Source organism: Paenibacillus ottowii, assembly GCF_050516475.1.
GTDB lineage: Bacteria > Bacillota > Bacilli > Paenibacillales > Paenibacillaceae > Paenibacillus > Paenibacillus ottowii.
Window position 1 is genome coordinate 3,928,589 of record NZ_CP191577.1, and the last position, 25,894, is coordinate 3,954,482.

22 protein-coding genes, 1 tRNA gene and 1 pseudogene are annotated in these 25,894 nt (G+C 43.4%); 5 read left to right on the forward strand and 19 right to left on the reverse strand.

From position 1 onward, the window contains the following. Positions 1-133: 133 nt before the first annotated feature. The 9 genes from ACQQ6X_RS18265 to ACQQ6X_RS18305 all read right to left on the reverse strand — a co-directional run bounded on the left by ACQQ6X_RS18265 (position 134) and on the right by ACQQ6X_RS18305 (position 13,192). Positions 134-457, reverse strand: coding sequence for a YtxH domain-containing protein (locus ACQQ6X_RS18265; protein WP_305166467.1), 324 nt, complete (start codon positions 455-457; stop codon positions 134-136). A gap of 96 nt (positions 458-553) precedes the next feature. Then, positions 554-1,201: a helix-turn-helix transcriptional regulator gene (locus ACQQ6X_RS18270; protein WP_305166468.1), complete on the reverse strand. Its 648-nt coding sequence runs from the start codon at positions 1,199-1,201 to the stop codon at positions 554-556. 8 nt (positions 1,202-1,209) lie between these two features. After that, positions 1,210-1,650, reverse strand: coding sequence for a DUF86 domain-containing protein (locus tag ACQQ6X_RS18275; RefSeq protein ID WP_305166469.1), 441 nt, complete (start codon positions 1,648-1,650; stop codon positions 1,210-1,212). A 24-nt stretch (positions 1,651-1,674) separates the two neighbouring features. After that, a complete protein-coding gene (locus ACQQ6X_RS18280; protein WP_013309679.1) occupies positions 1,675-1,962 on the reverse strand; it encodes a Dabb family protein in 288 nt (95 codons plus the stop codon). 81 nt (positions 1,963-2,043) lie between these two features. Beyond that, on the reverse strand, positions 2,044-2,469 hold the full coding sequence (locus tag ACQQ6X_RS18285) for a phage holin family protein (RefSeq protein ID WP_305166470.1): 426 nt from the start codon (positions 2,467-2,469) through the stop codon (positions 2,044-2,046). A 189-nt stretch (positions 2,470-2,658) separates the two neighbouring features. Continuing rightward, a complete protein-coding gene (locus tag ACQQ6X_RS18290) occupies positions 2,659-3,795 on the reverse strand; it encodes a polysaccharide deacetylase (RefSeq protein ID WP_305166471.1) in 1,137 nt (378 codons plus the stop codon). 553 nt (positions 3,796-4,348) lie between these two features. Next, the gene (locus ACQQ6X_RS18295) at positions 4,349-4,480 is read right to left on the reverse strand and encodes a hypothetical protein (protein ID WP_430493477.1); all 132 of its coding nucleotides are present in this window, start codon (positions 4,478-4,480) and stop codon (positions 4,349-4,351) included. An 8-nt stretch (positions 4,481-4,488) separates the two neighbouring features. Next, on the reverse strand, positions 4,489-9,882 hold the full coding sequence (locus ACQQ6X_RS18300; RefSeq protein WP_305166473.1) for a polymorphic toxin-type HINT domain-containing protein: 5,394 nt from the start codon (positions 9,880-9,882) through the stop codon (positions 4,489-4,491). A 70-nt stretch (positions 9,883-9,952) separates the two neighbouring features. Then, a complete protein-coding gene (locus ACQQ6X_RS18305; protein WP_305166474.1) occupies positions 9,953-13,192 on the reverse strand; it encodes a hypothetical protein in 3,240 nt (1,079 codons plus the stop codon). Positions 13,193-13,489: 297 nt separating this feature from the next. Between ACQQ6X_RS18305 and ACQQ6X_RS18310 the strand changes: the two genes are divergently transcribed. Beyond that, complete coding sequence (locus tag ACQQ6X_RS18310) at positions 13,490-14,074, forward strand: helix-turn-helix domain-containing protein (RefSeq protein ID WP_064796259.1); 585 nt, start codon at positions 13,490-13,492, stop codon at positions 14,072-14,074. Positions 14,075-14,507: 433 nt separating this feature from the next. Here ACQQ6X_RS18310 and ACQQ6X_RS18315 read toward each other — a convergent pair. After that, positions 14,508-15,615, reverse strand: a pseudogene (locus ACQQ6X_RS18315) (GntR family transcriptional regulator). A 186-nt stretch (positions 15,616-15,801) separates the two neighbouring features. Next, positions 15,802-16,953: a sn-glycerol-1-phosphate dehydrogenase gene (locus tag ACQQ6X_RS18320; protein WP_305166476.1), complete on the reverse strand. Its 1,152-nt coding sequence runs from the start codon at positions 16,951-16,953 to the stop codon at positions 15,802-15,804. A gap of 168 nt (positions 16,954-17,121) precedes the next feature. Here ACQQ6X_RS18320 and ACQQ6X_RS18325 point away from each other — a divergent pair, with 168 nt between their 5' ends. Next, a complete protein-coding gene (locus ACQQ6X_RS18325) occupies positions 17,122-17,325 on the forward strand; it encodes a hypothetical protein (protein ID WP_305166564.1) in 204 nt (67 codons plus the stop codon). A gap of 106 nt (positions 17,326-17,431) precedes the next feature. Here ACQQ6X_RS18325 and fabV read toward each other — a convergent pair whose 3' ends face one another. Beyond that, the gene (fabV, locus tag ACQQ6X_RS18330; protein WP_305166477.1) at positions 17,432-18,601 is read right to left on the reverse strand and encodes an enoyl-ACP reductase FabV; all 1,170 of its coding nucleotides are present in this window, start codon (positions 18,599-18,601) and stop codon (positions 17,432-17,434) included. 218 nt (positions 18,602-18,819) lie between these two features. Beyond that, positions 18,820-19,176: a winged helix-turn-helix transcriptional regulator gene (locus ACQQ6X_RS18335; protein ID WP_305166478.1), complete on the reverse strand. Its 357-nt coding sequence runs from the start codon at positions 19,174-19,176 to the stop codon at positions 18,820-18,822. A 197-nt stretch (positions 19,177-19,373) separates the two neighbouring features. Between ACQQ6X_RS18335 and ACQQ6X_RS18340 the strand changes: the two genes are divergently transcribed. Continuing rightward, a complete protein-coding gene (locus ACQQ6X_RS18340) occupies positions 19,374-19,904 on the forward strand; it encodes an NAD(P)H-dependent oxidoreductase (RefSeq protein WP_305166565.1) in 531 nt (176 codons plus the stop codon). 92 nt (positions 19,905-19,996) lie between these two features. Here ACQQ6X_RS18340 and ACQQ6X_RS18345 read toward each other — a convergent pair. Continuing rightward, positions 19,997-20,081 (reverse strand) — tRNA-Leu (locus ACQQ6X_RS18345). Positions 20,082-20,457: 376 nt separating this feature from the next. Between ACQQ6X_RS18345 and ACQQ6X_RS18350 the strand changes: the two genes are divergently transcribed. Then, positions 20,458-20,901 (forward strand): N-acetyltransferase, encoded by a 444-nt coding sequence (locus tag ACQQ6X_RS18350; protein WP_305166479.1) that lies wholly within the window; start codon positions 20,458-20,460, stop codon positions 20,899-20,901. Here ACQQ6X_RS18350 and ACQQ6X_RS18355 read toward each other — a convergent pair. Together ACQQ6X_RS18355 and ACQQ6X_RS18360 are read right to left on the reverse strand one after the other, a co-directional pair. Then, on the reverse strand, positions 20,894-21,403 hold the full coding sequence (locus ACQQ6X_RS18355; RefSeq protein ID WP_305166480.1) for a GNAT family N-acetyltransferase: 510 nt from the start codon (positions 21,401-21,403) through the stop codon (positions 20,894-20,896). The genes ACQQ6X_RS18350 and ACQQ6X_RS18355 overlap by 8 nt on opposite strands. Before the next feature lie 81 nt (positions 21,404-21,484). Further along, the gene (locus tag ACQQ6X_RS18360; protein ID WP_305166481.1) at positions 21,485-22,000 is read right to left on the reverse strand and encodes a hypothetical protein; all 516 of its coding nucleotides are present in this window, start codon (positions 21,998-22,000) and stop codon (positions 21,485-21,487) included. A 297-nt stretch (positions 22,001-22,297) separates the two neighbouring features. Between ACQQ6X_RS18360 and ACQQ6X_RS18365 the strand changes: the two genes are divergently transcribed. After that, complete coding sequence (locus ACQQ6X_RS18365) at positions 22,298-22,798, forward strand: hypothetical protein (protein WP_305166482.1); 501 nt, start codon at positions 22,298-22,300, stop codon at positions 22,796-22,798. Positions 22,799-22,895: 97 nt separating this feature from the next. Here ACQQ6X_RS18365 and nspC read toward each other — a convergent pair whose 3' ends face one another. The 3 genes from nspC to ACQQ6X_RS18380 all read right to left on the reverse strand — a co-directional run bounded on the left by nspC (position 22,896) and on the right by ACQQ6X_RS18380 (position 25,816). Beyond that, positions 22,896-24,035: a carboxynorspermidine decarboxylase gene (nspC, locus tag ACQQ6X_RS18370; protein WP_305166483.1), complete on the reverse strand. Its 1,140-nt coding sequence runs from the start codon at positions 24,033-24,035 to the stop codon at positions 22,896-22,898. Between the two features lie 8 nt (positions 24,036-24,043). Then, a complete protein-coding gene (locus ACQQ6X_RS18375) occupies positions 24,044-25,243 on the reverse strand; it encodes a saccharopine dehydrogenase family protein (RefSeq protein WP_063213066.1) in 1,200 nt (399 codons plus the stop codon). Between the two features lie 312 nt (positions 25,244-25,555). Continuing rightward, complete coding sequence (locus ACQQ6X_RS18380; RefSeq protein ID WP_305166484.1) at positions 25,556-25,816, reverse strand: bacteriocin immunity protein; 261 nt, start codon at positions 25,814-25,816, stop codon at positions 25,556-25,558. Positions 25,817-25,894: the final 78 nt, after the last annotated feature.

Here is a 25,894-nt window from a genome sequence, read left to right on the forward strand (position 1 = left end):
GTCGTATTGGCGTAAAAGGTACCCCAAAAGATTACCCTAAAACGAGGAAGCAATCAACAAAAAGGCTTCACCCTAACGGGGGAAGCCACAAACTCAAGCTATAGTCGGTTGTTTACCTACAATATATAGACAGTTACAGAGCATCTTCTTCCGTATTCTCTTGAACAGGCACGGATGAAATGCCAACCTTTGAAGCAAGATCACTCTTTTTACCCCATTGACCTAATTCATGAATGACGGCTGAAGCTGTCTCCTTAATTTTGTCAGTATACTCGATGGAGGTATCCGAAATTTTCCCCACAAGCTCCTGTCCCTTATCACTCACGTGACGCGCCTGGTCTGTAATATCCTGACGCAGCTCGCGACCTGACTTAGGAGCAAATAACAACGCAGCAACCGAGCCAGCAATGCTGCCTACCAACGCGCCACGGATAAAGCTTTTGCAGTTCTCTTTCATATTCATCTCTCCCTTATGCCCGGGCGAATGCCCATCTGTTAATGCATTATAAGCATGGAGAGCCTGTCATGATACAGAGAACAAGCCAGAAAATTTCTACTTATTTTTGGAGCGGATACGATACAAGCAGCAACGGCCTCCATCCGCCAAGCAATCCTCACGGACAACCTCGGCATCCAGCAGCTCTTCAAACATTTGCTGTTCGCATTCACAGGCCTTGCGGTAACGATTGGCGATCTGAGAGATCGGACAATTGTACTCCATAATAGAGTAACTGCCGTCCTCTTCCTCGCGCCATTCTGCCATATAACCCGAAGCGTTCTGGATGCCCGAAAGCTTTTCCACACGTGAAGCCAGTGTAGACACACTCTCCATATGAGAGGTATAGCGCTTCAGCATTTTACGTTTTCTCCCATCAAACAACGAGTGAACAGCTTCCATTCCCTGCTCTTCATCCAGCTCCTCTAACAATTCCAGTAATAGATGATCATAATTACGAGGAAACTGCTCGCTTCCCTGATCGCTCAGGCTGTACAAAAACGTCGGGCGTCCCATCGCCTGTCTCAGGATCGTAGCCACAATCAGACCATCCTGCTCCATTAATTTGAGATGCCTGCGCACCCCCATTTCAGTAATGCCCAATTGAGCTGCCAAGCTTCCGACGCCCACAGGTCCCTGGGTTTTCAACAGTGTCAAGATCATGCGCCTAGTGGGCATTTCGGGTACGATATACTTATCCGTCACTTTTGCCTTTACACTCCCTCGGGCTGAGGACCCAATTCCTTATTTAAATAATCGTGCACGTTGGATACAAAAAGCTCCAGCAACCCAGGCAGCTTAGGTGTAAGTGGGTGAAGACTTGTCCGGTCCCAATGGAAATACTCCTGTACTAAGGGTTTGCGCAAGGCTACCAGCTCTAATAGTGAATGAAACACGGTATCATCCAATACACCTTCCTCATGAATGATACCGATAATATCCTCATAGCTACTGGCGTCACGCATAATAAAACCGTCGATGATATAGCTTCCTACGTCTGTGATCGTCTCAATGGCCAGATGAAGGCAACGTTCCTGCACGAGTCCCTGCAACAGATCGCCGTTCCAGGCAGCGGATGCCTCGCGAAGTCCGGCGACAATGTCGGGAACGGCCCCTAGTCGAAGCTCAATTTGTTCCCGGTTGACATAATACAAAGTTCTGCACCTCCAGTAACCGCTTTAGATTTCATAATCAACTGCGATAGATACATCCTTCACTTCATTCATGTGTACAATAATTTCCTGATGCACGGGGTGTACCTGATACGTCTGCAAGTCTTCCAGTGTTTCGACCACAGCGGTAAGGGAAATATCATAAGAACGTTCCGAACGAATCACATCTGTGCCTACTTCTAGCGACAGCAGCTCTTTGATCTTGCCATTCATGCTGCGCAAAATAGATGCCGTATGTTCAATGCTTTCAGGGGAGCGATCTTTCAATTTGAACAAAACAATATGTTTAATCATGCGTATAGGCTCCTTATCTTAAAAATGTTCTCTTGAAAATTTTATCATAACGCCCCACATACGGAAAGAAACTTTGTGATCTTAGCGATCTTTTCCACCATTTTTACCATCAGACTCCTTGTCCTTTAGTAGGGCAAAAAATTTCTTAAGCTTCGGCGGAAGCGGTAGACCCATTCGTGAACAATTTTCCGTAATCGAGATCAATTCGTTGGACAGATAAAAATACGTTGCCGCCCCTTTCATGATTTCCGTACCCATCAGGAGGTCCACATGATGCGCCAAAGAAATCACCATAAGCATTAAAGCCTTTCTCGCCAACCCCCAAAAGCCGGCTTTACTGCTTAACCCTTGCCCAGTCTTCACAGCGGCGGCGACTCCTGTTACATAATCAACAGCCATTGCAACCGTGAATAGCACCATAAGCTGATTCCAGCCGCCAAAGGCAAACGTAATAATGGCTCCTGCAGTGGCACAAATCATACTAAACATACTTGGATTAATATTCATACCTGCTCCTCCTCTCGGGGCGGATATTATAATATATGCAGCGACGTGGTTACCCGTAAAGTCATATGACCTGTGCGTAGATATGAATTCATAGATTCATATAAAACAAGCTGCAAAATAAAGAAACAGGCCACCCTCTCTCAAAAAAATTGAAGTAGGGTAGCCTGCTTTTCTTTCAAGTTTATTCAATTAACGGTGGTCGTTCCAAAAATTAAGCGGAGTCAGATTATCATTCAACGGCTCGAACGAATATCCTTCTTTCTGCAAAGCCGCCATAATTTGTGGAAGCACCTTGATTGTAGATGGCTTATCATGCATCAGAACAACTGGTGTTCTGCCTTGCTTTTTCAGTCTCTTAATATCACTGAGGACCGTCTGTACAAAATGCTGCGGATTTTTAGTATAACGCCAATCATTGGAATCTATGTTCCAGTCCCAAATATGATAACCTGCACCCGTCAGTTGATCACGATATGCTTTCTTCAAATACGGTTTGCTGCCATAAGGTGTACGAATCAAAGAAGTGCGTTTTCCTGTGGCTTTAAACAAAATCTCATTATCCTGATTCATCTCTGCCAGTGCTGCTGCTGGGGATGCATAGATCTTTTTCACCTGGTGTGTCATCCCATGGAGGCCCAAGCCATGCCCTGCGTCTACCATCCTCTTCATCACTGCGCTATGTTGGCGAATTTCAGGCCCTAGCATGAAGAACGTAGCCTTGGCATTATATTTGTCCAGAATATCCAGCAGCTGCGACGTATGCGCTGTAGGACCATCGTCAAAGCTCAAATAAATGGTGCGGCTGGAAGGCTTGGCATTTCCCGTATTGTCTGTATTGCTAGCTTTGTCTGGCTTGGCGGCTACGTACTGTTTAATTTCTGCTGCAAATGTATTCAAGAACTGAGCATCTGACAAACTAGCATTTGCATTCTGAATTCGATACACATTACTCGAAGGAATCGTAATAGTGAAACCAAACGCATCGGTCAACGTGCGAATCGGCACCATCGTACGTCCTCCACGCTCAAACACATCACCTTTGTTCAGTTCCAGCGTAAAGCTGCGATTATGACCAGTCAGCACCAATGTGTTTCCATTGGCCGAAGTAGAGATGCCCATCTTTTGCCCCAATGTAACGATCGGAACATACAACTTATCATTTTCCATTACAGGTTTAATCGTATTCGAATCTAGCAACACATCATTGACCCCCAGCAAAGGAGCCTTCGCTTGTGCACTCGCTGTATTCGTATGTATACCCAGCAAACCCAAACAACAGATTGACATCAAGCATACAGCCATCCATTTTACTTGTAAAAGCTTCATCCATTACACCATCCTGTGCTGTATTTTATAATGTGCGGGAGCTATTTCTAGCTTGTCTATGAAGTTATACAGACATGACGATATAGACATGGCAATATAGACATTCACTCAACATATAGAACATAAACGCATCTCAACCGTCTGAACCGGACGTCTTTTAGGCCCCCTATACATATTAATAGATTACCAGACTCTAGTAGGTAAATATAGTAGAACAATTTGAAAACAATCTCGCAATCCATCTTACCAAATAAGTTACAAAGTTGTGAATAAATCGACTGAGTTTAGAAGAATACAAAGAGAATTAGAAACTACGTGAAAATTCGGGTTTCATACTTAGTTTTATTTAGGGAGCTGAATGCCGTTGATTAAAAAATAAATGATCTACAAGAGGGTCTTTTTTTAAAAGTTCCATTTTCACTTAGCTAGGATGTGGGTAAAAGAAAGGCCTTAGGGACATAGCCCCAAGGCCTAATATCAAGATATAAGAAATGTTTATTTATACATACCAAAGTACTCATCCGAAAGCTCACCGTCAATTGTATATTCAACATCATTCTTCTTCTTTTAAAAAATTCGAATCACTATTTAATATTTTTTTTTCTAGTAATTTGACCGACTTAATTTTTATATCTTCAAAAAGATATGCTTCATTAAAAATTTTCTCAATATTTAATAAATTCATTTTACCTCCTACTTACCACTTGTAATGTAGTCAAACAATAAATTACCTTTATCATCAATTCTGCCATATACCCTCACATGATTGGAGGCCTTCGCCACCTTTAACTTAAATGTGTATAAGTTTCCTTTTTGTATTAATTGTTCACTTTTTGATAAGAAAATTATACCATTATCATTTGAACGGGTAAGAGCTAATCCCTTTTTCATTGCTCGGTCAAATTGTTCATTTAGCCCTAGTCTTTTTAACTCTTTATAGGTGTCTCGTTGAATCCAACGAGAATCGGGAAGACATGAGTTATGCGTCCAAATTCCGAGATTCGATACAAAGTACGTATGGTAATCCTTTACCATAAAGTTGTATACTGTTGCATGCTTCTTCTTAACTTCTATTTTCTCAATAGCTAATTCCTTACTATTCGAAGTTGTAAGAATATCGCCTACCAGTACATCTTTGGATTTAACCCAACCTTTACCAACAATCCAAAACGGATGCTCATCAGTGGTCTTAATGACTTCTCCGCCAACAGTAATATTATAAGTTTTTTCAACATCACGTTGGAAGAGCCATTCGACTTCTTTGTAAGCCACCTCACCTGTCTCATCATTTTTGGCAAGGACCTTATCCCCGACTTTAATATCCTCAATCGGTTTCTCGCCTTCGTCTGTTTGAACCTCCGTACCTGCTGTAAAGCAATTACATTTACTTATAACATCTTTTACTGTTTTGCCCGTACTGGCACTTTTGCCTTTAGTTACTTTAGCTATTGCAGGTCCTTCTACAAGGGAACCACTTACAAAACTTGCACACTGTACATCATAGTAGCAACCCATTACTGCATCAGATATACCTGATTTATCCCATTTAATACGAGCCGCGCCTTTAGGATACCATGTACCTTGTTTCACTCCAGCTGCGTAAATAGACCGACCAAAATTAATGGAAATGGAATCTGGAATATAGTCTGCATTTTTACCTGAACCACTACAATATCCAGGGTGAGAATAATATTTCCCCCTAACCGTTGCTGTGCACCAGTTCCCGGTTGGGTCACTGTTTGTCAATGGATTATTATGCACATACGTATATCCATTCAAACTCAACGGCTCGTTTATCTCTCCCTGATACGTATCCTCGCCCATAAAACGGGCTGTACCCGGATCATACCAGCGAGCCCGTAGGTACTGTAGCCCCGTCGTATCATCCCAATACTCACCAGCATAACGCAGCACATTCGGAACGGTCTCTTTGACCTTCTCCGGGCCGCCCCAGATATCGTAGCTGTAGCTATTCAGTTCCTTGCCCGAACTATCACTTAGACCTACCACATCACCATGACCGTTGAGCTGATAATATTGCAACTGCCCGCTTGCCTTGTCCTGTCTGGCCCACAGTTGACCGGACAAGTCATACACGTAAGCGTAAGTGATCTTGGCTGTTTCACCTTGGACCTCAGCTTCCGCAATCAGCTTCGCTTCTTCGTCATAGTAATACCGAGTCGTTTTGCCGCCCTCTGTACGCTCGTACAGTAGACCGTCTCCGTTATAGCTGTACCCTACCTCTTTGTCTTCACCGGTCACCTTTGTCAGACGGCTGGCAGAATCATACGTATATTCAGCATTTTTCATGCCGAACACTTTGCCACTGCCTTCAGCACTTCGGTTTCCATTCGGATCGTAGACATAGGTCTTATTCTTTTCACCAGCGGCTTCGCTGGCGATTCGGCTGGACGGGTCATATCCAAATTGGTCTGTTGTTCCGTTTTGTGTACGTCCGATGATGTTTTTATTTCCATCCCGTTCATACCCAAATTGGTGTAGCGACGTACCACCTTGCTCCACCGTAACCCCTGATAAATCCAGTCCGTTATAGCTGAATCGCGTACTCAGCCCTCTGCTCGAAGCCTGGCTTTTCAGTAAACCATTAGGAGCATAGTCAAACGTCATACGATCCAATGATCCGCCCGCAGCAGCACTCGCTTCTCCCAAACTCTGTATATTTGCCGCACCGGCCCCAGCGCTAATGTCCATTTGGGTAACTCGGCCCACACTGTCCAGCTTGGATTGAACGTGTATAGACGTGCCAGCAGCATCTGTTAGCACATAGCCTGTACGAGCCTGCTTGTTGTATTCATAGCTGATGTGCGTACCATCAGGGTACTTCAGCCCAGTCAAGGCTCCATCTGATGGATCATAGGCATAGGTGGTGGTTCCCTGACCGTCAGTCATGCTTTTTCTTCGTCCTGCGCTGTCATAGGTGTAATTGGTTTTAAAATCGGGACCCGCCGCTTCGGTAACTAATCCGTCAGCGTTATATTGAAAGGTAATGGCCTCCGATTTTCCTGTCAACATACGGGTGATGTTTCCATCTGTATCGTAAATATTTAACGTAGTTCCTCCGCTTGATTTCTCAAGTAACGTACGTCTGCCCAGCTCATCGTATGAATACACATTCTTTTGCCCATCAGGGAACTGAACGGTCTTCAAATTTCCGGCCAGATCATACATATAGCTGACCTGCTGTCCGGATGGATCAGTGACCGAGGTCATTTGTCCCAAAGCATCGTAATCATAGAGCGTGCGTTGACCATTACCGTCTGTCCGGCTAGTGACCATACCCGCATAATTATAAGCTAACGATTCCAGCGGCTGAAATGATCCATTTTTAGCTTCTTGTGTGGAAGTCACACGACCTAAAGCATCTGATACTTCACGCACACGATAACCGGACGCATCCGTCTGAGTGACAGTACGATCCACCGCGTTATACGTCACGGTATCTGTTGTTCCATCCGCATAGGTCGTCTTCACAGGTCGTCCAAAGGCATCATAGGCATAGCGAGTGGTTGCTTGTTCGGCATCCGTGCTTTCTACCAAATCTCCATGCTCATCATAATCATAACCATAGATTGCAACACCCACTTGCTGCTGAAGCATCTGCCCGAACGGATTATACAATCTTTCGGCGCTGACACCGTCGGGTCCGGTAACAGTGACATCATTCGTATCATCCTTGTACACCACGAGGGTTTGAGTTCCATCTGGATAAGTAACCTTCGTTACACGCCCCAAAGCGTCATATACGTAGGACTCTGTTTTGCGCTTGGCATCGGTTTGGGACTTGATTTCTCCAGTCGGATAGTAATCATACGTATACTCAACACCTTTAGGCAAAAGCTGTCTTGTTGGGAGCTGAGAACCATAGGGAGATTTATAATCAATAGAAACATCCGTATAGTTTCTGTCATCAATAAGAACTTTCTGACCACTTACATTCCCTTTTGCATTGTAAAAAGTATAAGTATGTGATAAAAGCTTCCCTTGCTCTGTACCTTCATAGTTTTTCAGTTCATACAATGTACCCTCTGCTTTATAAGTTCGAACTGTCGTTCCAGTTTGTCCTTCACTTATTTTAGTAACCGTCTGGGTAGGTTGAACCCAGAAAAAAGGCTCACTAGAGGTTTTATACGTATGAACAGTCTCCAATCCGGTACTTTGGGATACTTTTAGTGGAAGACCATATTCATTGTAGTCATAGGAGGTGGTTACAGGTTCTGACGAAGAACCTCCCTCCGTATACGACTCTTGCATTTGCACAGGCAAATTCCAGTCCATGGCATCATTATATGTGTAATTTATATGATAGCCGGTAGAATCACCCTCTTGATCATAGCGTTTAAGAACAAGCTTGTCTGGTGTGTTATCTCCTCTAAAGACTTTACCAAAATGGAAGGTTTCTGTTGTACGTGTCCCTTTGGCAACCACCGTCCACTCAGCATTTTTTCCATAACTGGCTAGATCTTCACCAGAATAGGTGAAGTCCATTTTATTTAGATACCGATTTCCTGCAGTTGTACTGTACATGTCGGCGCGTGAAGCTACCTTGAACACGCCTTGTGTTCCATACACGCCAATTTGCTTGTTAAATGCTTCGTAACGAATGTCTGTGATCGATGAAGTAGGTCGTACAATTCGTGTAAGGAGCGCGGTTTCATTGGGCTGCAGGGCCCCAGTCTTTCCTTCACCATCTACGACCACATTAAAAGGAGCATTCATGAATGTATACGCATAGCTTGTGCTTCGGGAAAGAGAATCCAATACTTCTGACAGTACCTTGCTGCTTCCCTCACTACTTTGTCGATAAGTGTACTGATGGTCCGTGCCCTGCTCTTTAACAACAAGCTGTCCAGCATTGTAAGTGAAGTCAAGCTCTCTACCATCACTGTTTCGAATCGAATGAATGAGCTTTGCTCCACCAGAACTTGTATAATTAAACTCCACCCGATTCTTATACGCATCCTGGATTAAAATCAAATAACCGTCCTGATCGATATAATAGTCATTTCCATTCAGCACTGCTATTTTGTATGCACTGCTTACTCCCTGCACACTTGCGCTTTGATCTGTACTGATCTTCAGATCTTTGTATGCATAGCCTTCAAGCTGCAAATCATCTCTCAGTTCATAGGAGCCTGTTCCCGGAATATACAAATACCGTTTACCATCCTGTTTCTGTATATGAGGAAGATCCCATTTCCAGCCTCTCCCCAGGCCAGAAGCTGCTTCTTCCTCGCGGATGGGACTTATGTTTGTATACAACCCTTCATTTTGCTGCACACCAATCTGGTTATTTGCCAATGAACTGTTATACACACGAGTCAATGCAAAGGGCAATGACCCCGGCAGCACCAAGTCCGTATTTTGAACAACGAGCTGTCCTGAAACGGTGGACACACTGTTGTCACCATAATCCATTCCATAACGCGACGTATCATCACTTAGCCTGCTTTGTGCAAGCGCCGCCTGATCAAAAGGAGCATACACATCTGTTGTAGCAGATACCTGCAACAAACTCTGTTTAAGTAAATCCTGCCCGATTAGTCCGTTTTCTCCTGGAGTCGGAGCATATACGGAATCATTTACTCGGGGTATAGATGGGATATCCATCTCAGTCATGTCTGGAGCCGGCGCTTTACCCTCTTCCTTATCTAGTGGATGTTGAGTTAGCTTTTCATCCTGGGTGACCTGAGCGGGCTTTTCACCCTCCTTCAGCGCAGCCGACTCATCGGACGGCTCCACCTTTGCATTTGTACTCAATGTCAGTCCATTCTGCTGTACCCACAAGCTTGGACTTTGTTCTGGCAATGAATTTTCTCCACCACCTTTTTGCCATGCTTTATAAATATCATATAAAGTATAGCCTTTGGATAACTGTGCATTGACCCACGCCTGATCCTTACCTGTTTGCTGTGCAAGCCATGCTCTGGTAATAATCTGTGGAGTAGAAGACGTAGAAGACTGAGAAGCTGCTGCCTCCCCCTGCCCTTCTTCTCCGTATGCCCATGTGCTCCATGGACCCAGCAACATCAGCACACATAGTAGACTACAAATATAACGTTTAAACACTCGCTCACCCCTATAATAATGCCTATACATCTAATGATCTGTTATGTTTTTTCAAAGCCAAGACATCCTTTTAATCTGTAAAAGGAAATACCTTTTTGGTCCGTTTAATGACGTTTCCGTTTAAATCATAATCCAATTGAATTTGGTCACCGGTGAATAAAATAACTTTATTCAGTCGGTTTCCTTTGCCGTATTCATATGAAGTATCTTTGCCAAGCGCCATATGGGCTGCCTTAATTACGGTTTGTAATGCACCGCTATTAATTTCTGACAGCTTCACATAAACCGTTTGACCTGCCTTCATCTCATACTCTAAGACCGTGTAATCCCAACCATATATTTGCGCTTGTTCTGTTGAAGAAGCTAACTGATTACTAAAATCAGGGTCGGTAAACAAACTTACAATCGGTTGCTGTGCAGCAAAGTTGGATTTCTCCTTCACCGCAAAACGGTAAATTCCGTCTTCTTTGGGTGTAAAACGATATTTTCCTTGCTGACCTGCCGTAAAATCAGCTTCCTTCTCTATGAGTTCAATGAGCTCGTCCAGCTTGCTGTCATCGTTATTTTTTACAGCAAATACACGATAAGGTGCTCCAAAGTTAACAGCAGGAGTAGCGGCTGCTACGGCAAGATGAATATTTCCGTTAGCTGGCACTTGCTGTTGAGTGTCTGTCGCCTCTTTATGTTCTCTAATCACTTTTCCAGCCTGATCCGTAACGATATATTGATACGTTCCACCAGCCGCCTTCGCATTCGTCACGATAGGGGCCTCCTGACTTCCGCGATTGATCCATATCTCCTGCTTGCCACTGAATAGAGTTGTTTTTAACAACGCTGGTTCTGTGCTTGGCTCCGCCTTAATTTCATTTTTGAAATGAAAGGTCACGGCTTGCGGCGAAGTGACGGTTACAACAAGCGTACCTCCTGCTCCGAGTGAGATTTCAGGTAAAGAAACACTCATACCTGCTCTATCCACCTTGGAATTCACACCGCTACCTTCTCCATACACGGCATAGTCATAGAGACGGCTTGTGTCTAAAGCATCTGTGGTTAATGAGGAAGCCTGCGAGCCAATATTATGGAATACATAGCTTTCTCCCTGCTTGACAGTGACTTGATTGCCTGTTGGCACTTGAGCATCTTCAACGTCGAATATTCCTAATACAGCTCCATAAGTCACTGGCACATCTGAAACCGTCGTTACAATGGCATAACCTCCGGCCTGTACCAACGGTAATTGAGTCGTACCCTTAGCCTGGCTGTACACTGTCCCATCTGCCTTATAATTAATGTAATCCCATTTCATACCGCTGACTGAAATGACGTCTAGGGCCTTGTCTAGAGTGCTTACATTTATAAATTTCCGGCTTTCACCGCGTTTCAATGTAATTCGATGGAAGGCTGCCTGCCCACTAAGCAAAGCCTCCACCTTATTGCTATAGGTAAAGGTAATTGGCCGATCTGATACATTGGTGACAATGGCTTTACCGCCAGCGACAATCTCTGGGTCCACTGTATTGTTGAAATGATCTGATGTCAGTAATCGAAGTACTTTATAACTTGCAGCATCAAAGTGTGCATTGCCACTGCTTTTGTCATGCCGCAATGAATTCGATTGACTATCATGATTACGGAACTCATACGAATCCCCCGGCTGCAGCGTCGTTTGCCCGATACCATTATCATCTTCGCTGGCCTTAAAGCTCCGATAGATACCACCAAACGTGATTGGCGTGTCACTGGTTACCGTCACACTGGCCTTTTTACCTGCGCCAACCAAAAATGTTGAGTTCCCAGTATTGCGCCTGGATTGCTCTGTATCATCTGCTTTATACAGGACCACATCAAATTTTCCTTTAACGGTTTTGGCTGTGCTGTGCAGATTCCTCAAATGATCACTAACATTGGTAAAAGCATAACTTTCACCTTTCGAAAGTGTTACCCGCAAGAAAGCAGGATGGCTACTCGTTTCCCAGGAAAAATCATCTGTATAGTCAAAGATAATAGGACTCGGACCGATTACAGTCACAATGGCATATCCCGAAGGCGGGATCATGGGACCAGACTGGCTGTTAAAACCAGAGGAATTTACCGTTCCATCCGGCTTGTAAATCGCATAGTCAAACAAGCTTCCTACCTTTTTGGAGTTGTTGTAGATCGGATTCATTAGCGTACCATTGTTGTGGAAAATGTAGCTTTTGCCCACCTCAAGCTCCACACGGCTGATGGCATTACCACCCACAGGGCGAGCAATGAAATTGCGATAAGGAGCACCGTATGTAACCGGATTTGCAGTGACCTGGGTAATTACCGCATATCTGTCCACAGCAATCTGTGGCTTCGCCGTAGTGCTGCTACCGCGTGAAGCCTCTGTTCCGTTTGCCAGATAAACAACATAGTCAAGTTTATCTTTAGATGTACCGTCACTTTCCACCGTATCCAATCGTGTTCCCACATTGATAAATTGGTAGCTTTCCCCCTGATTTAAGGTAACCCGCGCATAAGCCGGCTCACCGGTGCTTTCTATACTGTATTTACCGTATGGAAATCCGAAGGTCACCGCATTTGCAGTGGAGCCCGTAATAATCAGTTCCTCGCCATCTGCCAAAGTAGGGTGAGCAATACTATTAAGGGCGGAAGCGGATAAGGTTCCGTCTGCCTTGTATTTTGCGTAATCAAAACGGCGATTGTCTGTATTTGACCCATCATGCTGAATGGAACGGGCTGTCCATCCTTCATTCACGATCCGGTAGCTTTCATTCTTAGAGAGCGTAACTCGCTCTAAGGCTGGGTCCTCCGATGTATTGTAGGTGAAGACGTCTGTTACTTTTACGGTTAATGCTGCTGTTCCTGTATTCGTAATAAAGGCTGTGCCTCCCCCAGGAACACCAATGGGGCTTGTGCCATAGTCCATATGGATAGTGCTGATGTCTCCATCCTCTTTGTAACTTACACTATCGTACAGAATGCCTTTAGATTGAGAAGCGTTGCTGTATATAGATTTACTAACTGTATCTGTATTCTGAAATTCATAACTTTCTCCAGGGTCGATAACGATTGACGTATACTCTACCGCTGCCAAACTCATCATGAGTGCATTATAAACGCTGTTTGTCGCAGAAGTTGGCGGCTCAAAAGAAACTGTTTCATTCGTGAGCCCCTGTTCCTTCTGTACCAAATCTCCTTGATCCAGTTGCATTCCGTCCTCTAAATCTTGTTTTTCCGCTCCTGCCACACTAGGCAAGCACAGCAAAGTGTTCGTTGCCAAAAGTGCCGTCAGAAACCATACCATTACCTTTTTACAAATCATCTAGCTGTATAACCTCCCTTTTTCTCGTCAAAAAAATTGCATGCTGGGCTACAAAAACCCACTTTTCTCTCTGTACATCCTCACAATCGTAAGAGAAGAACATATTACCTCCATTTCCATAAAAAATGTCACATTTTAATATATCGGCACCTTAAACTTCCATTTTTATAGGTCGAATGGACCCAATTTTCCATAATCCGGTTAAGCCCATGGGATTAAAAGAAAATCAGGAGAGGAGTCACTTGCAAAGCCCCCTTCGGGTATAGTAGTATGTGTTTAAAAAAAATCGGAGGATATATGCCTAAACAACAAGACAAACATTCCATTCAGGCGTGGTCTCTGATCAATCGCAAATATTTGGGAAAAGGCGTGCGTGTCAAACGTTTTCGCAAACCAACACGCTGTCAAGTACGCAATCGCGTTCTACTTGCCGTTTTGATGGCTAATGACATTAAACTGTCCCAACTTGCCGAGGAGCTTTCCATCTCCTCTCGCAGCGTCAGCGCGTGGGTATATGAAGGTCGTATTCCCGGCAACACTAATCTGGAAAAGACGTGTAACACACTTGGTTATCCGCACCATATTCTATTTAATGAAGAGGTTATCCGGCGTTCACCGCTCATTTGTCAACCATCACCGTCCCGTTTTATGAAACGGACTGTAACCCGTTCTCCGGTTAAAAACCGGATTTTGGCGGGTTTGTGCATGGTACATGATATTTCGGTGACCGATGTCAGTCATTGGATTGGCGTTCACCCGGGTACATTTCGGAAATGGTTGCATCAGGGTACCGTTCCTTCACAAACCTTCCAGGATCAGGCGGAACAGTTTTTCCGTATTCCAAAATCCATTTTGTTTGCTGATGCCATGCTGAAAAAGTAACAATGTCCTTTAAAACGAAACGATTGAAATTTTCATGAAAGTCTTTGAAAGGAATGCATTACCATCTTTCATCCATAAGGCTTTCACATCATGTGATTCACAGAAATATAAATTAAAAAAGCACAGTCTGCCGGTTTCTCGGCGCACTGTGCTTTTTAGATAACAATAATTTAAATACTTCTTGCTTATAAATTATAACCTCATGGGTCACTTTCTGACTTTCATTTCTAGTACCATGCTCATATTACACTTGTACGTACAACTCAGTCAACCTTTTCGTGTCTGTTTCCCATAGATCTATGTACATAATTTCAGAAATGTATAACAAAACAGCCCATTTTCTGCAACCCAGAAAACAGGCTATTCGGTATGGAAAGTAGCATGCCATCAACAATCCAGCATCAAGCAAGACCAAGTGATTGAGAGTCCCATCTCAAAATCCTCCGGATATTCCCTGAGCCGGCCCCGTGGATTCACGTACAATTAACTCTGGCGGTATAATCCACTGACAACCTTCTTCACGATACCCTTTTTCTTCAATCATCGATAGCATCGTATCAGCGGCACGCAACCCTAATTCTTCCTTGGGATGCCGAATAGTTGTGAGTTTGATTTCCGTCGCTGTCGCCAAAAATGAATCATCAAAGCCAACTAATGATAAATCGTGGGGGATACGCAGGTCTGCCGAACGTACAATATCCAGCAGACGCACCGCCAGTTCATCATTGTAGGTCACCCATCCAGTCGGACGTTCTCCCGCCTCCATCGCCAGCAGCTGCGATGCGCGTTGTAACGGAAGCTCATTTTTTTTCTTCAGTCCGGTACGTCGTTACTGCATTCGGATGTAACGTCACTCCATATTTACGGTGAGCAGCTACAAATCCCTTCATCCGCAGAATTCCTTGCATATCATCGGTTTTGAAAAATCCGGCCAATCGCCGGTGCCCCAGCTTGATCAAATGCTCTGCCGCCAAAAAACCACCCTTTTCATCATCCAAACGCAGACAAGGTGCATCCATCTCCTCATAACGCGCATTGATCATTAAATAAGGGATTTGGCGATTTTCTACAGTTAGATAATAGTTCAAATTGGGATTACGTTCTCCGCTTTTGGTCGGCTCAATAATAATTCCGCTCAGTGGTTGACTCAGCAGCATTTCCAGGCACTGACGTTCTTGCTCAGGGTCATTGCCTGTGCTGGATAGCAGCAGCTTGTAGCCTTGGCGGCTTAGCTTGGATTCAATTCCCTGTACAATGGATGGAAAAATATAATCCGATATATAGGTCGTAACGACTCCAATCGTCCGTGGATCTTCGGTCTGCTTATGAGCCCGGGCTGCGACAAAGGTTCCCTTGCCCTGTATGCGAAACAGCCAACCTTCCTGTACCAGTTCACCCAGCGCCTGTCGCACCGTTTGCCGACTAACTGCAAATTGTTCAGATATTTCGTGTTCAGATGGCAGCTGGCTTTGCGGCTCCAGTTTGGATGAATGAATCCATGATAAAATTTCCTGTTTTACTTGTATATATTTGGGCGCCATAATTTCCTCCGTACTTGCCATATCATGTACCTATTCGTATTATTCCGATTATAGCATATCGTCCATTTGTACATACAAATGTTACAGGAGCAGGATATCGTTGTATGGATGCCAAAGGCGTACTACTCGCAAGTCCCTTCCTTATGCTTAGACTGAGGGGCTAAAAAAGCTGGTTTAGACGTACCCTTACGAACGAAGCAACTGGTGTTCATTCATATACTTGAGTCCGGTATAGCGATCACGCAAAGTATGTGCCGTACGCAAAGCGCGATCAAGCTGTTCCTGTGTAACCCCCAGCTCGGCAATGGTAGACGGCCCTCCAACCTTAGCTAGCCATGCACGCATCTGTTCTGATGTAGGCAAAGTCCGATATACTTTAAAAGCCTCCACATCCTGATTGGCAGCCAATTCTCTATACATGTCAGACAGCAAAGCAGAGGCAACACCCACTTTGGCACCATGCAAAACTTGCTTGCGTCCTTCTGCAATAAAATCCATTTCAATTCGGTGAGAAATATGATGTTCTCCCCCTGAGGCCGGACGGGAATGATCAATCATCAACATCGAAATACCGGATGCAATCAGCGCATTCATCAACACCTCGACCCCTGCCTTGCTGCCTGCCGCAATCTCATCCACATGCTCTACACAGGCACGTAAAGCCTCCTCGGTAATTCGGTTAGCCACAGGTGAATACGGCTCGTTTCCCAAATCTCTGGACACATGCCAGTCTGCTAATGAGGTGAACTTACCGAGCATATCGCCAAAACCTGCAGCAGTCATCGCTTGTGGGGCACTCGCCAGTACAGACAAGTCAGCGAAGATCGCTTCCGGCGGAACAGCTTGGAACGTCTGCTTGCTGCCGCCCACAATTAACGGGGCACCACCGGAGGTAAAACCGTCTACGGAGGCAGCCGTTGGGACTGACAAGAACGGACGATTCATTTTATAGCACACAAAGCGAACCAGATCATGAATGGTACCGGACCCAACAGCAAGCACAGCCTGACTCTGATCCGCTACCCCCAGTAAAACCTTCATAATATAAGCTTCATCAGCAATAACATCCCCTACAGCATTCGGAGGCAGCCGAACGACATCAACTGTCAAACCTGCATCACTGATGAATTCAGCTACTTTTTTCCCTGCTGCCGCTGATGTATGCTCATCTTCTACCAGAGTGACATACCGATAATTTTGTTGATTTAGATAAGGAGTAATGGATTCAAGTGCTCCATCCCGTACCTCGATAAACAATTCAACCTTTCGGTGAGGATGATCAGCGTTACTAGCCTGGGCCTCTTCGTTCCACAGCTTGATTTGCTCATTCATATTCATTTCATCAGCCTCCTGAAAAAGGAATAATTTGTACAAAAAAAATCCATACTAATCAATAGAGTCAGATTGAAAACGATTACTAATTAATTGTACGCACAAGTGTAGGTGCAAGTCCAGAAAAAACGTACAAGTTACTATTCAATCCAACCATTCGAAAGGAACATGATGATGAAATTTGGAACAGATATTGCCTGTGCACTCGGGTTACTGGCAGGCACAACGTTTGGCAGTGGCATTGCTTTTTTGTTCGGCTGGCAAGCTTATCGCGCACTGACTTCTGTCACGGTTTTTGGCATTGCAGGGATTCTCATTACCATTGCCGTTTTTCACTTACTGCACCGTAGATCGCTTTCTACATCCAATTCTCGATGAATTTTGTTGAAAACCAGACATTTAAATTGGATTGCATACATAAAAAACGGGTCTCATAAGCCATTGCAGCTTGTGAGTACCCGTTTTTAATTTGGAACCTATTTATTTAAACTTCTGGATCAATGTCCAATTCATAATCAATTTCATCAAATCCGAATCCAAACAATTGAAGGAAATCCAGACGGTATTGTTCAAGATCACCCAGTTCGGATACGTTTTCGGTAGTGATCTCGGACCAAGCCGATTTAACAGCTTGCTGTACATCCTCTCTCATTTCCCAGTTGTCCAGACGAATACGTCCTTCTTCGTCCGTTTCCACAGTGGACCCACTGTATAATGTCTCAAACAGACGTTGCGCCTGCTCAATACATCCCTCATGCAGTCCTTTTTCTTTCATGACCTTAAACAGTAAGGAAATATACAGAGGCACTACAGGGATAGCCGAACTGGATTGTGTAACCAAAGCTTTATTCACTGAAACGTAGGCCTTCCCAAGATAAGGCTCGAGTTGCTTTGTTAAAGTATGCGCCGTGGCTTCCAAATCATTTTTAGCTTGGCCAATCGTTCCTTTACGATAGATAGCCTCCGTAATTTCAGGACCAATATACGAGTAAGCCAGTGTGGTTACTCCTTCAGCCAGCAGGTCAGCTTCTTCCAACGCTTTAAGCCATAAGGACCAATCTTCGCCACCCATGACTGTGATGGTGTTCTCAATCTCTTCCTGCGTAGCTGGTTCCAGTGTGATTTCCGATACAACACCCGTATTCGTATTCACCGTTTTATTCGTAAACGGCTGTCCGATCGGCTTGAGAACGGAATTAAAGGTTTCACCTGTATCTGGGTGGGTCCGCCGTGGTGAAGCGACACTATACACGATCAGGTCTACCTTGCCCAGTTTTTCCTTGACCAGCTTCAGCGTCTCCTGCTTAATTTCATGGGAAAAAGCATCTCCATTAATGCTTTCCGCTATGTAACCAGCCGCTCTGGCCGCTTTTTCGAAGGCCACTGTATTGTACCAGCCTGCCGAAGCCGTACGTCCCTCTGAAGCAGGACGTTCAAAGGATACTCCTATAGTGTCAGCTCCCATACCGAAGCTCGCAGCGATGCGGGAAGCCAGTCCATAACCTGTGGATGCTCCGATCACGAGTACCTTTTTAGCTCCTTGTAGTGACGTGCTGTCTTTGATGTAGTCGATTTGGCGATTAACATGAGCCGCACATCCTGCAGGATGCGCAGTCGTACATATAAAACCACGAATTTTCGGTTTAATAATCATTGCAAGGGTCCCCCTACTTTGGCGTTCATTTAATATTGATGGAATGGTTGTCCAGTCATAACTATATTACAAATCAGCTTGCGGCTCAACATATAACATAGTCTTGAAGGTAACCGTTCATAATACTACGACAACAGACATCTCCGAACTACCGATCTATGAAAAAAAAGAAAATCGCCGTAAACATCATAGTCTACAGCGCTCTTTCACTCCACTATTCATTTTGACTCACTTTCTAGCAACGTCACATCTTCTCCTTGCTGTTGTCTTTTTTTGATATTCGTTCTTCCCCAGGTACACATTAAATCAATTATTTCATTTGCTGTTATACCATATTCCGTTATATAATATTCCACTTTTGGAGGCATTTGATTATACACATGTCTGCCAACGATGCCATCCTTCTCAAGTTCACGGAGCTGCTGTATAAGAACCTTTTGAGAAACGCCTGGAATACTACGCTGTAATTCACTTGTCCTCTTTCTACCAGACATTAGTAAGCATATGATTAAAGATTTCCACTTACCCCCGATGATCTCAAGTGTTGCTTCTATGCCTAAATTATATTGTTTCATACGACCACCTCTTCAACGCTAAAATAACTAAGTTGATCTAATTAATTCTATAATCCCATATCTTTATTCTATGTACCATGCACACTTTCAAGTAACTATATTACTTTATTGTGTGTATTTACTTTTTTTATAGCGTACAGAATAATAAGACGTATCCCCAAAATGCAAAAGATGCTATGTAAGAAAGGTGATTTATGATGAAGACTCTCGTGATTTTAGCACATCCGAATATTGAAGATTCCAGAGTAAATCAAAGATGGAAACAAGAATTACTTCAATATACCAATGAAATTACAATTCATGAAATTTATAAAGAGTATCCAAACTGGAACATTGATGTTTTGAAAGAACAAAAGTTACTTGAAGCACATAACAATATCATATTTCAATTCCCTTTATATTGGTATAGTTACCCTCCTTTATTAAAAAAGTGGTTTGATGATGTTTTTACGCATGGATGGGCTTATGGTTCAAAAGGTGATAAGTTAGAAGGAAAGAAGCTAGGGATCGCCATGTCGATTGGTGATAAAAAAGAAAACTACTTATCTACTGGTTCCGTTACATTTACGGTAGATGAAGTTATAGCACCTTTTAAAGCAAGCGCAGTACATGTTGGCGCCACGACATTACCCTATTTCGCTGTCTTTGGAGCCTCGTTTCAAGCAAGTGATGAAGACATTAACCAGAGTGCGAAGGACTATATTAAGTATATATTCCAGTATAAATAAAATGGCTATTTAACACGTAGTATTTTAAGCATATAAAAACAGGCTCTTGGTGGCATTCGGCCAATCCAAGAACCTGTAAATGTTAGGTATAATGCGGTCGAGAGGACTCGAACCTCCACGGGGGGTTAGCCCACACGGACCTGAACCGTGCGCGTCTGCCAATTCCGCCACGACCGCATACTATGTAATGATGGCAATGTCTTTAATTACCGTAATTAAGATTATATCTTGAATAGAGCTTAAAAGCAAGGCATTTTATATTATTTTTTTTATGAATAATGCTAGTAAATATAAGACAATCACTGGATATTACCAACCAGATATGGTAGGATGAATGTATCAGGAAAGGAGGTGCGTCAACATCAATAATCATATGTTGAGCGTATCCCTTACCCGGTCCGTTATTCTCTAATTTACAGAGTTGACGGAGGCGCGGGATACGGATCAAGGCTTTAATTAAGCGCCACGGGTAGAAAGGCCGTCTACGGACGGCCTTTTTTATTTCAACATCATAGCTTTATTAAGATTACATAATGTGAAAAGAGGCGTTACAATGTCGATTAGACCTGCGAAAGTAGAAGAATTAAAGGAACTGGTAGCCATCTGGCTGGATGCTTCTATAGAAGCCCACCATTTTATTGCTCCGCAGTATTGGAAATCTCAAGCTGCCGAGATGGAGAACAAGTACCTTCCCCTCGCTCAAAACTACGTTATCATACAAGATGATCATACGATTGGCGGCTTTGTTTCCATGTTGGATGGATACTTGGCTGCTCTGTTTATACGTGTTGATTCTCAAAGAAAAGGATATGGCAAATTACTATTAGATTGGGTTAAGCAACAGCATGAGGAAATTCAATTAAAGGTGTACCAGTCCAACACGAAAGCATTTAACTTTTATACTAAAAACGGATTTACCATTCAAGCAGAAGCTGTGGATACCGAAACGGATGAGAAGGAATTTGTGATGGGATGGACAAAACATTCTCTTACTTAAGCCCATATACCTCGGCATATAAAATCTCTTTAAACGGAGTAAACGCCGATTCAGTCAACGCATCTGGATGGCTCATAATCTGGAGTGGCAGATCAGCCTGTCCTTCTCTTAAAGGGGGCTGTACATATTCAAAATGGTTCAAATGGAACCCCAGACGTTCGTAAAAACCGATTCTTCTCTGTGACCATTCATCCACTGGCGGCTCAACCTCCAGCACTACTGGCTGATCAGACCGTGAGATAAATCTACTTATGAGCTTTTTGCCTAATCCGCCACCTCGTATACGTGAATCTACTGCAATGTGCTCTACAAACCGAAAATGCTCGAATTCCCAGCCCGCCAAAAAGGCCACTATGTTGCCCTGCTCATTCTTTTCAGTGATGATGCGATAGCTAGGATGCTTCAATAAAGCCTTTTGACCCTCAAACGTCCTGCATTCTGATGCGGGAAAAGAAGACTCCATAATCGCATATATTTCAGCAAATTCATGTTCATTTATCATATATTCCTAGCTCCTTTACCTCTAATTCCCCCAATGACAGGCTGTCTTTCATGAAGAGAAAGAGAGCTGTTTAGACTTTAGTTAGACCTTGTTTAATTCCGTAAGCGTCAGCAACATATGTTCCAACAACTCTGGAATATCCTCCATCTGATCTTCGTTAATTTGCCTGGAAAATCGGAGTTCGATCCTGTTTTGGTATGTAGATGTCTTCTCACCGTAAATCTGACTTAACATCTGTACTGGGCGAAGATCGGGCTTCCAAATCTCAGTCAGTATATTTTCAATTTGGCTGCATTGTGTATCAATCTCTCGAATCTTCATATGAAAATACAACAACAAGCTACACCCCGGAGTTTGATCTTCTATTTCCAAAATTTCTGCGGCCAGGTTGTTTAAATCCATCTTTAGTCGAAGCTCTGCCGTCACACCCGTCTGTTCTCTCAGACTGAACTGTATACCAAATTCACGCGACATTACCGACATTTCCAATCTATCGATTCGTTGCGTAATGTTAATACGTGAGTCCAGATTATCCAGATCGTAAACCGCATTTTCCATTGCTACTTTTAAGTTATCAAAAACGGTCGGGTCGAACATTTTTCTCACCCCCAGTTGTTGAGTATAACACAGCTTGTGTTACTCCTAAAATAGGATGCCCCTTTTCCCGAAAGCATATTAAGACGGGATTTTATAGTATACACTAAGTTGGCTAACTCTTAATTGATGTTTACTGAATAAATTTGTAAAAACGCTTAATTGTGACAAAAATATATATATTTTTGTTTATTGTTACATTTTTATTCCAATTTATTGGAATACACTATATAATAATGGATGTGATTAGTGAAATATATTATATAAATCCCAAAATAAAAGAAGGGAAGAGATGATTAAATGAAAAAGGCAGTTTTTTCCACACTAGGTCTTGCACTTCTATTAAGCACATCCACCGCTGTTGCATCTGCTCAAGAAGCTCAAGAAGCAACACCCGCATTACAGAAGGAATCTATCCAGCTCTTTGGAAATGGGACTGACAGGGAGCCTAACAATTGGTATGATAAGGCCAGCGAAGTTTGGCTAGGTAGTGATATATACGGAACCATAGGGGAACGCATTGAAGGAAGAGACTATGATACTTACGATATGTATAAATTTAAGGCTTTTCAGACCAAATGGGTTGATTTTAAAATTGAAGGGGATAAGTATCCTAATGCATGGTTAAAATTGACTCTAACAGATAGCGATGGTCATTTGATTAAAACAACAGAAGAAGGACAGAATACTTTAGGTAAAAAACTTGAGGCTGGCAAAGAGTACTACTTAGAAGTGGGAGTGCCAGGCTACGAAATCGGTCAATTGTTCTGGTACAAGATTTCCGCCAAAATTGAGGAATAAAGATAAAGATACTAATCCAGTTTCCTATACAATAAAGCCTCACTCCTAATTTTAGGGGCGAGGCTTTTTGGATTGCTGTATACTTAGTAACCTTTTCTTACGACAAACGCGAGCTAAAGTCCTCGTAGGAGAACTGACGGATTACCTTGATGCCTTCTTCGTCGTTGTAGCTGGCAATGGCTGGCAAGTTGACACCGTTAAACATGTGATTTTTGACCATGGTGTAATGGGCCATGTCGCAGAACACAAGCTTGTCTCCTGGCTTCAATGGCTCTTTAAAGGAATAGTCACCAATGATATCTCCAGCCAAGCAAGTAAGTCCACCGAGTCTGTAAGTATGTTCATACTCGCCAGGCTTACCTGCACCAATGATATTCGGGCGGTAAGGCATAGCCAGCACATCAGGCATATGACATTCAGCTGAAGTATCCAGAATGGCAATATCCATTCCATTTTTCATCGTATCCAATACGGTTGCAACCAGATATCCGGTGTTTAGAGCGATGGCTTCGCCTGGTTCGAGATAAACTTGCACACCGTATTTATCCTGAAAGTATTGAATACAACGTACCAGGGTGTCCAGATCGTAGTCTTCTCTGGTAATATGGTGACCGCCGCCGAAATTGAGCCATTTCATTTGCTTAATGTATGGTCCGAATTTCTCGTCCACGACTTTAATGGTGCGCTCCAACGTATCTGAATTCTGTTCACACATTGTATGAAAATGAATACCATCCACGCCGTCCAGATCCTCAGGTCTAAAGTTAGCCAGAGTCACACCCATTCTGGAGTTGTTGTAGCAAGGATCGTACAACGGCGTTTCGATTTCCGAATACTCCGGATTTACTCGAATGCCGATGTCGATTTTTTTGGAAGTTACGCCTTGCACCCTGCTTTTGAAGCGTTTCAGTTGGTCAAAGGAGTTGAAAACAATATGGTCAACATACTCCAATAGCTCATCAAATTCACTGTCAACATAAGCAGGTGCGTAGACGTGAACCTCCTTGTTCATTTTTTCGCGACCGAGTCTTGCCTCGAACAACGAACTGGAGGTTACGCCTTTTAAATATTTGCCAACCAGAGGAAAGGTCGAAAACATCGAAAATCCCTTAAGAGCGAGCAGAATATTGCAACCTGTCCGCTCTTGAACGGAATTCAAAACCTCAAGGTTTTTGACAAGGAGTCTTTCGTCAACAAGATAACAAGGTGATGGGAGTCCGGTAATATCAATATTCATCGCAGACCTCAATCAAGCAACGTTGGCGCAAAGTTCTCTTGCCATGGCAATCCGTGTTTATTTAGTGCTTCCATGAATGGATCTGGATCAAATTCCTCAACGTTGTAAACGCCCGGTTTTTTCCAGAGGCCTTTGATGATAAGCATTGCACCGATCATAGCTGGAACACCTGTTGTGTAAGAAATGGCTTGGGAGCCAACCTCTGCATAACATTCCTCATGATCGCAAACGTTGTAAACATAATAGGTTTTTGGCTTTCCATCTTTGACGCCTTGAATAATGCAGCCAATGTTTGTTTTGCCCTTTGTTCTTGGTCCCAGAGAAGCCGGGTCCGGCAAAATAGCTTTCAGGAATTGCAGTGGAATGATCTGTTGGCCTTCATAATCAATAGGCTCGATCGAGGTCATACCTACGTTTTGAAGTACGTTCAAATGATTCAGATAATTGTCCGAGAATGTCATCCAGAAACGGATTTTTTTCACGCCTTTAATATTCACTGCAAGAGATTCCAGTTCTTCATGGTACAAAAGATATATATTTTTCGGTCCAATTTCAGGAAGGTCGTATACCTTTTTCTCAGAAAGTGGCTCAGTTTCAATCCATTCTCCGTTTTCAAAGTAACGGCCTTTCGCCGTAATTTCACGAATATTGATTTCCGGATTAAAGTTAGTCGCAAAAGGATATCCGTGGTCCCCTGCATTCGCATCCACAATATCAATCGTATGAATTTCATCAAAATAGTGCTTTTGAGCATAGGCCGTAAATACTCCAGTTACACCTGGATCAAAACCGCTGCCCAGCAGAGCTGTAATTCCTGCTTTTTCGAATCTTTCTTTGTAGGCCCATTGCCAGCTGTATTCAAACTTCGGCGTATCCGGCGGTTCATAGTTCGCCGTATCAACGTAATGAACACCTGTCTCAAGGCAAGCATCCATTATCGTCAAATCCTGATAAGGGAGAGCCACATTGATAACTACATCCGGTTGAAAGCTTCGAATCAAGTCAATGACCATGTCGGTGTTGTCAGCATCAAGCTGAGCCGTTTGGATCTTCGTACGACCTCCACCCAGCTTCTCTTTAAGCGCATCGCATTTCTCAACAGTTCTGCTTGCGATACAAATTTCTTCAAATACATCTGGGTTTTGGCAACATTTATGCACCACAACGCTGGCCACGCCACCGGCGCCAATAATCAATGCTTTTCCCAAAATAAATAACCTCCTTATTCCATACGCTAATCGCTAATCATTCTTGCAAACAAAATGATTATAAAGACATCCCACCAAATAATCAAGAAAAACGATAATTTGCTGTGTCAAAATTCACAGGAGCATGTCACAAAAATTTTACAAACCCCAAAATTAGGCATAAATTCTCCGAAAGCGAGCAGAAATTAAGCCCTTCCCCACCCATTACAGGGAAGCCAGCGCATCTTTAACGGACGTTTTCTTGAATATAATGTTCATGCCTTAAAGAGATCATATTATCTTATTTTTGAACAAAAGACCACCCCTCCACGTCTATGACGAAGATTGATGGGGTGGTAAAATAATGGGCTGATAGCGTAAAGCTTCATCTACAATCTCTGCCGCACTCAAACCGCGGTCATCCCAGTAGATCAAATTACTAATCTCCGGATGAGGTGTATTTTGCATGACTACATTCAGCATATTGTCGAGCTCCTCTTCTGTTCCCTCGCATCTGATGATTTTTTCCACTAACTGTATAAGCTCACTTCGGTTTAACTTTTGACGTTTCAATGGATCTCGGTCCAGACTCATACAATCGCCCTCCTAGGATGAATTATAGTCGACATAGTGGAGCCTTGCACTTCTACTGTAAGCGCTATACGGCCTATT